The organism is Microcoleus sp. S13_B4 (assembly GCF_036700885.1).
GTDB lineage: Bacteria > Cyanobacteriota > Cyanobacteriia > Cyanobacteriales > Microcoleaceae > Microcoleus.
Map to the genome: position 1 here is coordinate 68875 of NZ_JAUBPU010000013.1, position 14656 is coordinate 83530.

The following is a 14656-nucleotide window of genomic DNA, read 5'->3' on the forward strand; positions in this document are numbered from 1 at the left end:
AACTTTCTGTCGTATCTTAAAATACGACTTTTCAGAGTGAAGTTATGGCAAAGCACAAAATTATTATTGGGATTTTAGCCAATGCAGGCGGTGTTGGGAAAACAACGTTAGCAGTACATCTCGCTTACGAGATATGCAAGCGAGGACTCAAAGTAGCTTTAATCGACCTCGATCCTCAACGAGCTTTAGATGTATTCTGTGGTTTACCGAGCGCAGAAGTTGAAAACACAGTTGTCCGAGTATTTGACAAAGACTTCGACGGAAATTGGCCCTTGGTTTCGGCTTGGAACCATCCCGATATCGAAATCTGTCAAGGTCATCCCGCTACCGCACAAGTGGCAAGCGATTTGGTCATTCGGAGACGCGGTGAGTACGTGCTGGCCGATCGCTTAAAGAGCCATCCCCTACGCCACGATGTGGTCATCCTCGACTGCCCTGCCACCATAGGAATGCTTTGCGAAAATGCAGTGGCGGCTGCCACCGGCATATTAATTCCCCTTCAGTTAGAGATGAAATCTGTTTCCGGCGTAGCTGACTTGACGCAGTGGTTGATTGGAATTGCTGACGACTTAAAGCTAGAACCACGCCCTCCCGTCTTAGGCTTAGTTCCCAGCTTATATGACAACAGTCGCGCCATTCACCGCCAGTACCTCCAGCAGTTACCTGAAGTCGCCGAACAACTGCGAGTAAAACTATACCCGCAGATTCGAGATTCCTCAGAATTCAAGAATGCAAGCGCCAACGGCTTGCCTTTACAAAAATACCGCCCAGCCCATCCCGCTTGCAAGGACTTCAAATCGATCGCTGACGACCTCGTTACGTTAGTTAAAAAAGGAAAACTTTAATGGGTAAACTGCCTAAAATAAACGAACGCTTTGCGGGTGCTTATCAAGCGACTGACCAAGCCGAACGGATTGCCCAATTACAAGCTGAAGTAGAGAGGCTGCGAGCTACACCATCTCCAGAGCTAGAGCAACAAATGGCAGCTTTGCGAGAGCAACTGAAAGCGCAGTCGGGTGAATTAGAAGTAGCTGTAGATTTAATTGACCCCAATCACTACCAACCTCGCCAGACAATTACACCGGAAAGCATTCAAACTTTGGCTCGGAGTTTGGCTCACGACGGGCAGATTACTCCACTGATTGTCATTCCTCAAGGTGAAAGATACTTGTTGTGGGACGGACAGCGGCGTTGGGAAGCGGCTAAACAGTTGGGTTGGAAAACAATGCGGGCTGTCACTGCCCCCATGCCTCAAGATTTACATCGCAAAGCGCTGTTGACGTTTATCCATCACGAAGACCTCAATCCCTTAGATAAGGCTGAGGCGATTATTCAGGAAATAGCTACCACTACCGGCCGTGAGGCTGAAGAGATTTCTACTGTACTCTCAACGGTGTTGCGGCGTTTGGAACGTTCGTCCCAGGCTCATCAACTGACTGCCCTCGTGACGGCTGCCACAGAGGAACAGCAGCAAGGAGTGCAATCTTTGGGAGTGAGCGAAACGGAGGAAAAGTTGCTGTTAGCTTTGTTGGATTTAGCTTTAAATCCCGCTTCGGTGAAGGCTAACTTAATTCCTATGTTGTCCCTGCCAAAGGATTTGAAGGCAGCAATTCGACAGCTAGGGCTGAAAGGAGCGCACGCTTTAGCTTTGACGGTTTTATCTGCTAAGACTTTAAAGACTTCTGAGCGTCAGGCTACGAAGGAGAGGATTGAAGCGACTAGCCAAGTGATTGAACAAGATTTGACGGTAGCGAAGACTCGCGAGTTGGTGGGACAGATCAAGGCTAAATACCTAAAATCAGTCACTTCTGACTCGAAAGAAGTCACAACATTGGTGCGAGGGGTTAAGAAGTTATCGAAAGTAGTGATGGTTTCGACTAGCGCTGAACAACTTACGGAGTTGCGCCAAGTTTTACAACAAAAGCTTTCGGAAATTGATGAAATTTTGAGATGATACTAAGCGGGAGTTTCTTGGTATATGCTGACCCAGGGCTTAAAACCGCTAGAGCTTCATGAGGATAGGTACATATTGACCAAAGGCTTAACACTGCTACAGCTTCATCAGGATATACCAATTTCCTGCTTCAGAACGTCAAATCTCTATAACTGCGTGTTTGTACAGACGTATCAAAGCAAAAAGGGAATTAAGGTAGAGATAGAGGTGGATTTTTATGCGAGACGCTATGGGGTGATCGAAACGCGATCGCAACTCGCTCTTGATTCTGCTTGCTGCATCTACGGCTTGTTTGACTGACTGCAATCCCAAACCAGAATGAAACCCCATGAAAATTAATTGCAAGGTATCCAAAGCCTTGGCTGCTGCTTTTTTAGCTTTATCGGCTGTCTCGATCGCGGAGAGTAGCTGGGGACATCCAGGTCGCACTGATGCCAGCGGATGTCATACCAATCGCAAAACCGGAGACTACCATTGCCACAATGGTTCAGGTTCCGGGTCAGGTTCCGGGTCGGGTTCCGGGTCGGGTTCCGGGTCAGGTTCGCCCAGTGGCGGAGGTTCGGAAAGCGTTTGCCTGACGTTCACTGACTGCATGAATCGGGGAGAAGCGCAGCTTAATTCGGATGCAGCTCAGGCGCTCAGGTATTTCCAGCAAGCTTTACTCCTCAAACCAGGGGATATCAAAGCATTTACCCAGATTAACGTTGTCGAGCCTTACGTGATGGCGATACCCGGTAATTGTCCAGATTTTAAAACCTGTATGAATTTGGGATACGCAGGAATGAAACAGAAAGACTACCAAACTGCGTTAGTCAATTTCAAACGAGCCTTAGCGTTTAATTTAGGAAACAAGTACGCCGTTGAAGCAATTGGTAATGTTTCTCGCTATATCCAACAATCGCGCAATTGATATAAACCCTTTAAAACCTTTAAACCCGCTGCACTGTGACTGGGGCGGGTTTCTGCATTCACCAGCTTTTTAGAAACATCAACTATTTACATCTCAACACTTTAAAGAAAAAAGCTAGCCACACCCTGTGATCGCTCCGACCGCTCCGACCGTGCCAGTCCTCACCATCCAATCACCCCAAAACCCCGTCTAGCCCCATCTAGAGTGCATTTTTGGAGCCGTACCAGCCGTGCCAGATACGCAAGCATCGGGGCGATCGACACGGGACGATAGGCGCTTTAATTTGGTTTAGGTTGATTTTTCTTGACTTATTTTGCCTTTTCTTGAGTTATTCTGATTTTCTTGGTTTAAGTTGATTTTCTTGACTTATTCTGATTTTTCTTCAGTTTCCTGACAGCCAAAGGCGATCGCCATCCTTAGTCCGGGTAATATGTCAAGTCAAGTTGCTTCTCATCTGCGAAATAGCTTGATTCAACCCCTCGCTGTGAATCCAGCCTACGAAGCCACCGTAAATCATTTTGCCATCGGGATCGGCTAAAAAAATGTGGTCAACGCCGAGGGGGTTTTTCCAAGCCCTAACCGCTGTTCCATCCCTAAGTCTGATAATCGGATTGGAACTGTTAAAATCCCTGTGGTGTGCTGGTGTCATTCCTGGGACAGCTTCTAAAATGGCGCGAGCCTCAAGGGTAACATCTGAAATGTTTGCAGCGCTGGCTGCTGAACAACCACATCCATCTGTCACAGTTTGCTTGAGCCTTTCTTTGATATCGCCATCAAACAGGGATAATTGCTCAATCTCATCTAAAAGTTTCCCGTGTGGCTCCGATAAGCGCCTTTGGCAATAAATTGCTGTTAGCAAGTCCTCTAACCCTACTTTTGTTAAGGCATCTGCAATCAATCCCGTCAAACCTAGTACGGCAATGCCTCCGAGCATTCCTGCCGGGCCACCTAGAAATGCTAGAGCTGCTGTGATTGCAGCCGCTCCTGTAAAACCTGTCGCAGCCATCGTCACTACCAAGATGATACCTGGTAAACCCAAAGCAGCTACTTTCTTGACGACTTCATCCATTTTACAAACCTTCGCTGTTGCTTTCTTTCCTCTACCAACCAGTTATCAGCACAAAAAACCTGCTAGCGCAACAAGTTATTTATTATATCCTGACCTTGCCGTAGGTAGCAGTTTCGAGTCGTAGATGGAAAAATGTTGTTTCCCTGCCTATTGGCACTTGTGACAATTCATCTGTTCATGGAATGGTTAGAAGGTTGAGCACCATTTATAAAAATGACAATGGCTAACAATGTTCGTTCAGGCAACTTGACTGATGCTGCGGGGCAATGGTTAGCGGCTGTCGCTGACGAAGCAGGGATGAGTGGGAATGATTACCTAGAAGCGTTAGCAGAAGGTGATACCCCGCTTGTAGAAACAGTAAAAGCTGATCTAGAAACTGACGGGGCGAACCCGACGCACCAATCAGATAGCGAGATTTCTCCGTCTATGGAGGCAGTACAGGCTGAAAATCAGTGTTTACATACACAGTTAGGTAACTCTGCAAGTGAAAAAGAATCACTTGAACAAGAATTGGTGGAAGTTCGATCGCAACTTGAGACAGAACGTGCCGATGTAAAGAAATTGAGGCAGAACTCTCAGAGCTAAGCAAAATTTTAAGCCCTGGGTTAGGATGGACTCTATTATGATGTAGTCCTGAGCGCAGACTCTCTAGGCTGTCGCGAAGCTAGATTGTTGGGGCTGATTTTGTTGCCAAGATGTTTGATGCACCGTTGCCTGAAAATGACATCTCACTTCTAAAAGCTAGAGAGTCAAATAAAAATCAGAAAATTCTGTATTCTGATGGAATTGTGGGGATTGTAGTGCCTAGATGGGGAAATATGACTCTGACATTGCACATATTCCTTGCTAGAACTTTCGTAAAGCTATTTACTCTGACGGGGTTGTTACTCCGTCAAGTAAAATAGACTTTGGACTATTGAAGACTGCTATGCCCAAAGACAAGACAACCAACGCCCAGAATAAGGAAAGCCTAGAGCAGAAGCTATGGAAGGCGGCGGACAAGCTACGAAAGAACATTGATGCGGCAGAGTATAAGCACATCGTCTTGGGATTAGTCTTCCTTAAGTACATCTCTGATTCCTTTGAGCAGTTGCATGAGAAGTTGATTGCTGGTGAGGGGGAATACGCGGGGGCTGACCCGGAAGACTCGGACGAGTACAAAGCGGAGAATGTGTTTTTCGTACCTGCTGAGGCGCGGTGGTCAGCATTGCAAGCACAGGCGAAGCAGCCGACGATTGGGCAGATAGTAGATGAAGCGATGGAGGCGATCGAGCGGGAAAACCCCAAACTCCTCAAGGGGATTTTGCCGAAGGTCTATGGTCAGCAGAAGCTTGACCCGATCGCTTTGGGGGGGCTGATCGACAATATCGGCAGCGTCAACTTGGCGAAGGTAAAGGCAGAATCTGACGGGCAGTTAATTTTGGATATGGAGCCAAGGGTAGCCCCTACTCGACAGGCAGATTTACTAGGGCAGGTGTATGAGTATTTCTTGGGGGAGTTTGCCTTGGCAGAAGGCAAGAAGGGAGGACAATTCTACACGCCAGAAAGTGTGGTGCGGGTGTTGGTAGAGATGCTCGAACCCTATAAGGGGCGAGTGTTTGATCCTTGCTGTGGGTCAGGGGGAATGTTTGTCCAGAGTGAGAAATTTGTGAAGGCGCACCAGGGGCGGCTGGATGATATTTCCATCTATGGGCAGGAAAGCAACGAGACAACCTATAAGCTGTGTCGGATGAACCTGGCAATTCGGGGAATTGATGGCTCGAATATTCGGTGGAATACAGAGGGGTCGTTTCTTAAGGATGCTCACCCAGATTTGAAAGCAGATTTTGTGATCGCGAATCCACCGTTTAACGATAGCGACTGGGTTGGCCGGATAGACGAGAAAAATGACGGGGGGCATCCCCTTCGTAATGATGGGCGCTGGCAGTATGGAACGCCCCCCGTGGGCAGTGCCAACTTTGCCTGGGTGCAGCATTTCCTCTATCATCTGGCTCCGACCGGGGCAGCGGGGTTTGTGTTGTCAAATGGGTCGCTGTCGTCGAATACAAGCGGTGAGGGAGAGATTCGCAAGGAATTAGTGAAGGCGAATTTGGTGGACTGCATTGTGATGATGCCAACGCAGTTGTTTTACAACACCGGCATTCCGGCGTGTCTGTGGTTTTTAAGTAGATCTAAAAACGGCAACAAAAACCGCGATCGCAAGGGGGAGGTATTATTTATTGATGCGTCGGAGTTGGGCTATATGCTCAGTCGGCGCAATCGAGCGTTGGATGATAACGACATTCAGAAGATTACGGGAACATATCACGAATGGAAGCGAAACGGCAGCAACTACCAGGACATCAAAGGGTTTTGCAAGTCGGGAACGTTGGCGGAGATTGAGAAGCACAATTTTGTCTTAACGCCGGGACGGTATGTGGGGATTCCTGATGAGGTGGAATCTGAGATTTCTTTTGAGGAAACGATGTCAGCATTGACAGCAGAACTGGCAGCACAGATGCAAGAAGCCGCAGCGCTAGACAACGAGATTAAGACCCAGTTGGCAAAGGTGGGGTTTGGATATGAGTGAGTGGGAAACTTACAAAGTTTCAGACCTTGAAAATGCCAACGTTCTTAAGGTGGAAGACGGAAATCATGGTGAATATCGACCTCGCTCAAATGAATTTGGAGACCAAGGAACACCTTTCATTCGTTCTGCGGATATTGATAACAATAGAATCTTGTTTAAGACTGCCGAAAAAATAAATCAAGTAGCTTTAAATAGAATACGAAAAGGTATTGGAGAACCCGGAGATATTTTATTTTCCTCCAAAGGAACCATTGGAAAAATTGCAATAGCTCCGATGGATTGCCAAGATTTTGTCTGCTCCCCTCAAGTGACATTTTGGCGCTCTTTAGATTCGGATTTTTTAGATCGTTGGTTTCTTTACTACTACATCCACTCCCATCATTTTCAGCAGCAAGTCAACGCTCGCTGTAGGGAAACTGATATGGCTCCTTATATAAGCCTCACTAATCAACGTGAGTTTAAAATTTCCGTTCCAGATATTGAAGAACAAAGAAGGATTTCAACAGTATTATTGTGCCTCGATCACAAGATTGAAAACCTCAGAAGACAGAACGAGACGCTAAAAATAATCGTGCAAACCTTGTTCAAACAGTGGTTAGTCGATTTTGAGTTTCCCAATAAAGATGGGAAGCCCTACAAGTCATCTGGTGGAGAAATGGTGCGATCGGAGTTAGGCGAAATCCCCATAGGTTGGTTTATTGATCCCCTAGATGAAATTGCCAATTTTCTAAATGGTTTAGCACTACAAAATTATCCAGCGAAGAGTGATAATTTTTTGCCTGTAATTAAGATTCGAGAGATGAAAGCTGGCATCACTGCAAATACAGAAAAGGCAAGTCTTGAAATTCCAAGCCAATATGTTATTGATAACGGTGATGTTATTTTTTCATGGTCCGGATCACTAGAGATAATTATTTGGTGTTTTGGAAAAGGTGCATTGAATCAACATTTGTTCAAAGTTTCCTCGAAAAAATATCCGAAGTGGTTCTACTATTTGTGGAATTTAGAGCATCTTAACCACTTTCGGGCGATAGCAAAAGGTAAAGCAACCACAATGGGGCATATTCAGAGAAAACATTTATCTGAAGCTTTATGTTACGTTCCTGACGACAGCCAATTGCGGATTATGAACTCTACCATGAGTCCTATTTTGGAAAAGCTCATTAAAAATAGTTTGCAAATTCAAACCTTAACCAAAACCCGCGATGTGCTTCTACCCCAACTGATGAGCGGCCAACTACGCATCACTCAATAAAGTACCTCAACTTTTCGCACTGTCTTTTACATTCCAGAAGCTATTATGTTGAATTCTGTCTTAATTCTCCCAGAAAATAACCTCAAATCATTGGTTGCTGATGATGGCAAGCATCTAATTGATAATACTCCGTACTATAGTCGAACAAACCGCCTGATCGAGTTGCTAGAAGATGTTGGTGTTATATATTTTGACTCTACAACCACTATGTATAGTTATACACCCTTTATAGAAGGTGACAGACAAAACGGAAGAGCAAGAATGGTCGCAAAAATGTTGGGATACACAGCAGAAGGGATTGTAGTAAGAGAATGTAACAGTGATTCCAGTAAAAATGCGAAGTGGGCTAATATAGCCCGGCTTCTTAGAGAAGATAAAAATCAGTTTAGTAATTTAATAAAGAAAATTTTTTGGTATCCTTTTCAGCAAAATCCGGATAATTATCATGCAGTAGGGACAGGCTTAGCAAAAACAAATACTCAAAATCCGTCATGGTACAGCAGGCAGAGTGACAGGGATATATGCTGGATTGATAGCGCAACAAAAGCAAGAGAACTCTTGGTTCCTAAGAATATAACTAGCGGAAAACGCAAAAATGCCGGAATCCAACTAAAAGTAAGTTCTTCCCCCTATGGTCGTTATGTTACTGATTACTTTAAGCGGAAGCCCTACTTCACTCTTTACCCTGTTGTTTATTTCGACTTAGGTAATGACTTTTACCAAGTCAGAGCAAACTTACTTAACCTCACATCATTTGAAGTACAAAGCAATTCTTTGTTTAGTAGTGATGTCCAGTTTTCAGAAGGTTTGTCAAGAGGTGATATTGTTGATATGATGTTACTTCGAGGTCGAGATATAGACGCATCACTACACGATGAGCTTTTGTACTATCAATCAATCTTTAATAGTTTGGCATCTGGTGGCATTAGCTTGTTTGATTTGACAGATGAAAAAGTAATTTTTGGCTTAATTACCGACTTCCTGGGAAAAAATGTTGTTCAAGATAGTTCAATACTCACCATCTCTTACAGTTGATGAACTACACCACCGAAGACCAGATCGAAGAATACAGCCTCGAACTGCTTGATGCCCTCGGCTACGACTACAAACACGGCAAAATCCTTGAACCCGAAGGAGCCACACCCGAACGCCAGAGCTTCAGTGATGTCCTACTCAAAGACCGTCTAACTCAAGCCCTAGCGCGGATCAATCCCCACATTCCTCCCGAAACTCGCCACGAAGCCCAACGGGAACTGCAAAACCTCGCCAGTTTCGACCTGATCGACAACAACGAAACCTTCCACGGCTACCTCACTGAGGGTATCAACGTTGAATATCAGCGCGACGGCGAAACCAAAGGGAAACAGCTTTGGCTGATTGACTGGGACAACCCCGAAAATAACGAATTTCTTGCCGTGAATCAGTTCACCGTCATCGAAGACAACCACGATCGCCGCCCCGACATTATTCTTTTTATCAACGGGCTGCCCCTAGTGGTGATTGAACTCAAGAACGCCGCCGATGCCAAAGCCAACCTGCAAGCCGCCTTTAACCAATTACAGACTTACAAGCGCGAAATCCCCAGCCTCTTCACCTACAATGCGCTGCTAGTAATTTCTGATGGCACCTCCGCCCGTGCCGGCTCTCTCTCTGCTTCCTATAGCCGTTTTAGCCAATGGAAACGTAAACTCCCCAACGGCGACATTGACAACAACCCCAACACCAATGAACTAGAAATTCTGACTCAGGGGATGCTCAACAAAGACACCCTGCTCGACCAGATCCGCCACTTCACCGTCTTTGAAAAAATCAAGATTGTAGACCCCAAGACCGAAGTCGTTACCCTGCAAACCATTAAAAAGCTGGCTGCCTACCACCAGTATTACGCCGTCAACAAAGCCGTTGAGAGCGTCATCGTCGCCACTAGAACCAACCATCGCGGAGGTGTCCTGTGGCATACCCAAGGCAGTGGCAAATCCCTTTCGATGGTCTTCCTCAGTGGCAAACTCGTCCTGACGCTGAATAACCCCACCATTGTTATCCTCACGGATCGCAACGACCTGGACGAGCAACTCTTCGACACCTTCGCCGGATGCCGACAACTGTTGCGTCAATCTCCTCAACAAGCCAGCGATCGCGATGCCGTGCAAGAACTGCTCAACGTCAATTCTGGTGGCATCATCTTTACCACTGTACAAAAATTCTCTCCCCAAGACAACGAGACGATTTATCCCAAGATTAGCGATCGCACCAACATCGTCGTTCTAGCCGATGAAGCCCACCGCAGCCAATACGGATTCAAAGCCAAACAGGTCAACATCAAAGACGAGGAAGGCAACATCGTCGGCAAACAGACCCGCTACGGCTTCGCCAAATACATCCGCGATGCCTTGCCCAACGCCACCTTCGTCGGCTTCACCGGCACTCCCATTGAACAGACCGACAAAAACACCCCTGAAATCTTTGGCGACTACATCGACATCTACGACATCGCCCAAGCCGTCAAAGATAACGCCACCGTCCCCATTTACTACGAAAGCCGCTTGGTCAAAGTAGACCTCGATGAGCAAGGGCGGGAACTGCTCAACGAACTCGACGAAGACCTCAGCTTTGAAGAGCTCAGCACTACCCAGCAAGCCAAAGCCAAACAGACCAGAGTCGAGGCGATCGTTGGCTCCACCCAACGCCTAACAACCATCGCCAACGATATTGTCACCCACTTTGAAATTCGCCAAACTGCCAATCGCGGCAAAGGCATGATCGTCACCCTCAGCCGTCAGGTAGCTGCCAATCTTTACGATGCCATTATCAAAATCCGCCCCGACTGGCACAGCAACGACCTCAACAGCGGCAAAATCAAAGTCGTCATGACTGCCAGCGCCTCTGATAAGGGCAACCTCGTAAAACACCACACCAACAAGAAAAATCGTCAAATCTTGGCGCAACGGCTCAAAGACTCCACCAACGACCTCGAACTCGTCATCGTCTGCGATATGTGGCTCACTGGTTTCGATGCCCCTATCCTTCACACGATGTATATGGACAAGCCGATGAAGGGGCACAACCTGATGCAGGCGATCGCCCGCATCAACCGCGTTTACTTTGAAAAACAAGGCGGCTTGATAGTCGATTATTTGGGTGTGGCCAATGAACTCAGAGAAGCCCTGAAAGTTTACTCCCAAAGCGGCGGCAAAGGCGACCTCACCCTCGATCAACAGGTGGCGATCGGGCTACTGTTCGCCAAGCTCGAAGTCGTTGAAGACATTATGGCGGGGTTTGACTATCAGCCTTACTCCAACGCCAGCACTAGGGACAAACTCAACATTCTAAAATCGGCGGCGAACTATGTCGCAGATCCGCAAATTAAAGACCGTTTCTTCGATGGCGTAACCGCGCTCTCCAAAATCTATGCTCTCACCGCTCACCATCCAGAGGCGATCGCCCAATCTGAAAAAATCTCCTTCTTTCAAGCTATCCAGGCCAGTCTCCGCAAACTAGAACCTACCGACGGTAGCCTCAGCAATGCCGAAATCGAAACCGCTATCCGGCAAGTAGTGGATCAAGCCCTCGTCTCCGATACCGTTATCAACATCTTTGACGAAGCAGGCATCAAAAGCCCTGACCTCTCCATCATCTCCGACGAATTCCTCGAAGAAGTCGAAGGTATGGAGCATCAAAATCTGGCAGTGGAATTGCTCAAAAAACTGTTACGCGATGAAATCAAAGCCCAACGCCGTACCAACATTGTCCAGAGTCGCCGGCTTACTGAAATGCTTGAAGACTCCTTGCGACGCTACCAAAACCAAGTAATTAGCGTCACGGATGTGATCCAAGAACTGATTAATCTCTCTAAGGATGTCCAAGCTGCCAAACAACGCGGTGAAGAGTTGGGATTAGAACCCTATGAACTCGCCTTTTATGATGCCCTGGCCCAAAACCAGAGTGCGCGGGACGTGATGGGACAAGACCAACTGCGAGAATTGGCGATCGTCCTGGTAGCACGGGTACGCAAAAACGCTTCTATCGACTGGAATCTCAAAGAAAGCGTCCGATCGAGAATGAAGGTGATGGTTAAACGCTTATTGCGGCAATATGGCTATCCACCCGATATGCAAGCTCTTGCGATCGAGTTAGTGTTAGAGCAGGCAAAGGTTTTCACCGAGTTTGAAGTAGAGACAAATCGTTCCTAATATTACACAGGAAAACCAAAACCAAAGTAGCTAAGGCGTAATTAATTTGATTTCTCTCCTAAATCCAGAGAAATCCCAAAAACTGCATTTTCGATGTTCTCCTGTGAAGGCGGAAGTATTTCAAATCCATACTTCTTGTACCATTTGACAAGGTTGGGATTATTGTTGATGTCTTTTTGAGTTAGAGAACCGCAGATTCGCTTAATTCCCCGCTGACGAGCTTTCTTTATCGCAAATTGCAACAGGTGAGTTCCCAGTCCCCTGCGACGGTAATCGATTGGCTTAGGTTCAACTAGCAGTCTCAAAAGAGCTGCCCCTAAGTGTTCTGGAGCGTGAATTACATCGTCGTGAATCAAGATATCGCCTATCATCAACTTATCAGGTGGAGACAAAACGCAGTGAAGCCTACCAACTTCGCTGTTGCGGTACAAGAGTTTGGCAATAAAATATGAGTTTTCGTCCCCGTTTACTTGCAGGCGGTACTCTCGTCCTTGGCGATCGCGAATAATCATCTGATCATTGTTTTCGGATGAACTTTCCAACATCATTTATTTTTAGAATACCCGATAGTGATTGTCGCTCATCGACTCTACGATGACCCTTATTTTCCTTGGCATCTCTCCTACCACGTTAAGAAATACCCCCAACCGATGCAGCAATGCAGTATTTGCGGCAAACTCTGTGGTATCGGGTCGAGTTTACCAAGATGAAGATAGAGGGACACGGGCAGGCCAAGATATTCACGCAAGAGGAAATCGAACTGCTGTTCAACGAAGGTTTGCAAACCTCACGCGATCGCACGCTGTTCGGAGTTTGTCTCTACACGGCTTGTCGGATTGCCGAAGCTTGTTCCCTGGAAGTCATCGATATTTACACCGCCAGAGGTGCAGTCCGACCTACAATCAACTTCCGCAAGCGCAACACCAAAGGAAAACTCCAAACCAGGACAATTCCGGTGATAGAGGATTTGCGAAGTCTCCTAACATCTTGGAAACCCAACGCGGGTCAGACTTATTTATTTCCCGGCCGCTACCCGAACCACCACTGGAAGCATTTGCACCCCAACTCAGCGGATCGGATTTTGAGAGAAGCGTTCGATCGCGCCGGCATCGAGGGAGCATCCACCCACAGCTTTCGTCGGACTGCCCTGACTCAGATGAGCAATGCCGGAATTCCGCTGCGGATTATTCAAGAAATCAGCGGTCACAGTAACCTCGAACAGTTACAGCGCTACTTAGAGGTGAAGCCGGATCAAGTCAAAGGAGCGATCGCAAGTCTTTCCATGCTTTCCTACGCGGGGAAAGAGGTATTTCCCCGCGTACAGGATGAATTACCCGCTGGGCCGTTACCGAAAGAGCAACTGTCACAAGGCCTATCAGACTCGGAGCCTGAAGAAATTCCCGATTGGTGACGAGCAGTTTTAGATTTTAGATTTTAGATTTTAGATTGGGGATGCAAGGATTAAAGTCACGCATCAAGAGCATCGAGTGCCGATCGCTTTCTTTCCCAAGGCAGAAGCCCTCACCCCTGGATTTGTTAGAATCGTTGGTCATGTGGAGCAGGTGCATCTCCAAAACCGGCTCAAAGGAGAATTGACAGGCGATGTGGCTTAAATTTGGTGTTGCTCCCAGTGGTGAACTGGCGAGCATTGATGAGGTTGTGCGCGGAAAAACTCAGCTAACTTGCCTCTACTGCGGTGGCGGATTAACAGCAAAAAAGGGGAAAGTGAAAGAACATCACTTCGCGCACACCGGGGAGACTTGCAAGCCCGTGTCACAGCGCATTAAAACCAAAGCTTTCCCATCGCTGCCCCTTTACGACAACTTCACCATCCAGCTTAAGGGTGATGAATTGGAGCAATTGAAAGTGCTGTGGAAAGAGTACGGCGCACAAAATTACGGCATTCCCAAAGACTTGGTAAACTTTCGGTGGCAGTTGAAAGGATTGGTGGATTCGGAAGGCGATCGCACTTATCACTTTACCGACTTGGGTAAAATCCCCGTCGGCGCACTTCCCCTGCCGCTGTTTAACCAAGTCCAAGAACCTTTGCTGGTGTCGGAGCTGGCTTCGTTGGAAAGCTCTGTAGAGATTGCTGAAGCTGCGGGGTTATCTTGTTTGGAAGAACGGCGGGCTGATTTGCTGATTTATCGAGCGCAGCTTCGTCGGATTCTGGTGAATTCGCTCTATTTTCTGGAAGTCAAAGCTGACGAAAGCTGCTTCTATAAAATTGGGGTGACAACTCGATCGATCTCCGAACGCATTGCCGAGGTGCTGCGGGATGTGAGAGCGCATTACTCGGATGTGACCGTCAATTTGCTGGGACTTTGGGAGAGCCGGGGGAATGTGGAGCTGTACTTCAAACATCGCTACAAAGCTTTTAATTACCGCATTGGAAAACTGACAGAGTATTTCGCGTTTCCCGATGTTAAGGTTGTTCTGAACGATTTGTACGGGATGGAACTCAAAGTGCTGTCGGCTGTTGAGGTGGATGCGATCGCCTGATTGAGATTATTGGTTTGCTTGGACTCAACAAGCTTGCTGTGCAAAAATTCCCGAATCAGTTCGTGGAGCCTATAGGTTCCCTTTGCTTCGTGCTGAATCAGATGTAAGTCGAGCAGGAAGTCATCCCTGATTTCTTCTAGTTCTTCTGGATCGCGATCGGGAAAACACTGCTCTACCAAAAGCCAACAAATTGGGACTAAATCGAAT

General features: G+C 47.0%; 13 protein-coding genes. 11 read left to right on the forward strand and 2 right to left on the reverse strand.

The features are described from left to right. Nucleotides 1-44: 44 nt before the first annotated feature. Genes QT994_RS10525 through QT994_RS10540 form a run of 4 tightly spaced genes read left to right on the forward strand, consistent with a single transcriptional unit; the run spans nt 45 to nt 2864 of the window. Nucleotides 45-845 carry a ParA family protein gene (locus QT994_RS10525; protein WP_333174174.1) on the forward strand — a complete coding sequence of 267 codons (801 nt, stop codon included), beginning with the start codon at nt 45-47 and terminating at the stop codon, nt 843-845. After that, a complete protein-coding gene (locus tag QT994_RS10530; protein ID WP_333174176.1) occupies nt 845-1954 on the forward strand; it encodes a ParB/RepB/Spo0J family partition protein in 1110 nt (369 codons plus the stop codon). The genes QT994_RS10525 and QT994_RS10530 overlap by 1 nt, the downstream gene beginning before the upstream one ends. Nucleotides 1955-1978: 24 nt before the next feature. Continuing rightward, a complete protein-coding gene (locus QT994_RS10535) occupies nt 1979-2254 on the forward strand; it encodes a hypothetical protein (RefSeq protein ID WP_333174177.1) in 276 nt (91 codons plus the stop codon). Between the two features lie 28 nt (nt 2255-2282). Further along, on the forward strand, nt 2283-2864 hold the full coding sequence (locus QT994_RS10540; protein WP_333174179.1) for a YHYH domain-containing protein: 582 nt from the start codon (nt 2283-2285) through the stop codon (nt 2862-2864). A 433-nt stretch (nt 2865-3297) separates the two neighbouring features. On the opposite strand, the gene QT994_RS10545 is transcribed toward QT994_RS10540, so the two are convergent. Beyond that, complete coding sequence (locus QT994_RS10545; protein WP_333174182.1) at nt 3298-3933, reverse strand: hypothetical protein; 636 nt, start codon at nt 3931-3933, stop codon at nt 3298-3300. A 219-nt stretch (nt 3934-4152) separates the two neighbouring features. Here QT994_RS10545 and QT994_RS10550 point away from each other — a divergent pair, with 219 nt between their 5' ends. From QT994_RS10550 to QT994_RS10570, 5 genes are all read left to right on the forward strand, one after another. Further along, the gene (locus QT994_RS10550; protein WP_333174185.1) at nt 4153-4518 is read left to right on the forward strand and encodes a hypothetical protein; all 366 of its coding nucleotides are present in this window, start codon (nt 4153-4155) and stop codon (nt 4516-4518) included. Between the two features lie 343 nt (nt 4519-4861). Then, nucleotides 4862-6502, forward strand: coding sequence for a class I SAM-dependent DNA methyltransferase (locus tag QT994_RS10555; RefSeq protein ID WP_333174187.1), 1641 nt, complete (start codon nt 4862-4864; stop codon nt 6500-6502). After that, nucleotides 6495-7757 carry a restriction endonuclease subunit S gene (locus tag QT994_RS10560; RefSeq protein WP_333174190.1) on the forward strand — a complete coding sequence of 421 codons (1263 nt, stop codon included), beginning with the start codon at nt 6495-6497 and terminating at the stop codon, nt 7755-7757. The genes QT994_RS10555 and QT994_RS10560 overlap by 8 nt, the downstream gene beginning before the upstream one ends. A gap of 45 nt (nt 7758-7802) precedes the next feature. Beyond that, on the forward strand, nt 7803-8792 hold the full coding sequence (locus QT994_RS10565; RefSeq protein WP_333174192.1) for a hypothetical protein: 990 nt from the start codon (nt 7803-7805) through the stop codon (nt 8790-8792). Further along, a complete protein-coding gene (locus QT994_RS10570) occupies nt 8792-11947 on the forward strand; it encodes a type I restriction endonuclease subunit R (RefSeq protein ID WP_333174194.1) in 3156 nt (1051 codons plus the stop codon). Before QT994_RS10565 ends, QT994_RS10570 begins: the two co-directional genes overlap by 1 nt. A 41-nt stretch (nt 11948-11988) precedes the next feature. On the opposite strand, the gene QT994_RS10575 is transcribed toward QT994_RS10570, so the two are convergent. After that, the gene (locus QT994_RS10575; RefSeq protein WP_333174196.1) at nt 11989-12459 is read right to left on the reverse strand and encodes a GNAT family N-acetyltransferase; all 471 of its coding nucleotides are present in this window, start codon (nt 12457-12459) and stop codon (nt 11989-11991) included. A 146-nt stretch (nt 12460-12605) separates the two neighbouring features. Between QT994_RS10575 and QT994_RS10580 the strand changes: the two genes are divergently transcribed. Beyond that, nucleotides 12606-13358, forward strand: coding sequence for a site-specific integrase (locus QT994_RS10580; RefSeq protein ID WP_333174198.1), 753 nt, complete (start codon nt 12606-12608; stop codon nt 13356-13358). 191 nt (nt 13359-13549) lie between these two features. Further along, nucleotides 13550-14449 carry a GIY-YIG nuclease family protein gene (locus QT994_RS10585; protein WP_333174200.1) on the forward strand — a complete coding sequence of 300 codons (900 nt, stop codon included), beginning with the start codon at nt 13550-13552 and terminating at the stop codon, nt 14447-14449. Nucleotides 14450-14656 lie beyond the last annotated feature (207 nt).

Excerpts from the sequence above, each read along its gene's own strand:
- QT994_RS10525 (WP_333174174.1), top strand. The coding sequence starts at position 45 with ATGGCAAAGCACAAAATTATTATTGGGATTTTAGCCAATGCAGGCGGT.
- QT994_RS10530 (WP_333174176.1), top strand. The coding sequence starts at position 845 with ATGGGTAAACTGCCTAAAATAAACGAACGCTTTGCGGGTGCTTATCAA.
- QT994_RS10535 (WP_333174177.1), top strand. The coding sequence starts at position 1,979 with ATGCTGACCCAGGGCTTAAAACCGCTAGAGCTTCATGAGGATAGGTAC.
- QT994_RS10540 (WP_333174179.1), top strand. The coding sequence starts at position 2,283 with ATGAAAATTAATTGCAAGGTATCCAAAGCCTTGGCTGCTGCTTTTTTA.
- QT994_RS10545 (WP_333174182.1), bottom strand. The coding sequence starts at position 3,933 with ATGGATGAAGTCGTCAAGAAAGTAGCTGCTTTGGGTTTACCAGGTATC.
- QT994_RS10550 (WP_333174185.1), top strand. The coding sequence starts at position 4,153 with ATGGCTAACAATGTTCGTTCAGGCAACTTGACTGATGCTGCGGGGCAA.
- QT994_RS10555 (WP_333174187.1), top strand. The coding sequence starts at position 4,862 with ATGCCCAAAGACAAGACAACCAACGCCCAGAATAAGGAAAGCCTAGAG.
- QT994_RS10560 (WP_333174190.1), top strand. The coding sequence starts at position 6,495 with ATGAGTGAGTGGGAAACTTACAAAGTTTCAGACCTTGAAAATGCCAAC.
- QT994_RS10565 (WP_333174192.1), top strand. The coding sequence starts at position 7,803 with ATGTTGAATTCTGTCTTAATTCTCCCAGAAAATAACCTCAAATCATTG.
- QT994_RS10570 (WP_333174194.1), top strand. The coding sequence starts at position 8,792 with ATGAACTACACCACCGAAGACCAGATCGAAGAATACAGCCTCGAACTG.
- QT994_RS10575 (WP_333174196.1), bottom strand. The coding sequence starts at position 12,459 with ATGATTATTCGCGATCGCCAAGGACGAGAGTACCGCCTGCAAGTAAAC.
- QT994_RS10580 (WP_333174198.1), top strand. The coding sequence starts at position 12,606 with ATGCAGTATTTGCGGCAAACTCTGTGGTATCGGGTCGAGTTTACCAAG.
- QT994_RS10585 (WP_333174200.1), top strand. The coding sequence starts at position 13,550 with ATGTGGCTTAAATTTGGTGTTGCTCCCAGTGGTGAACTGGCGAGCATT.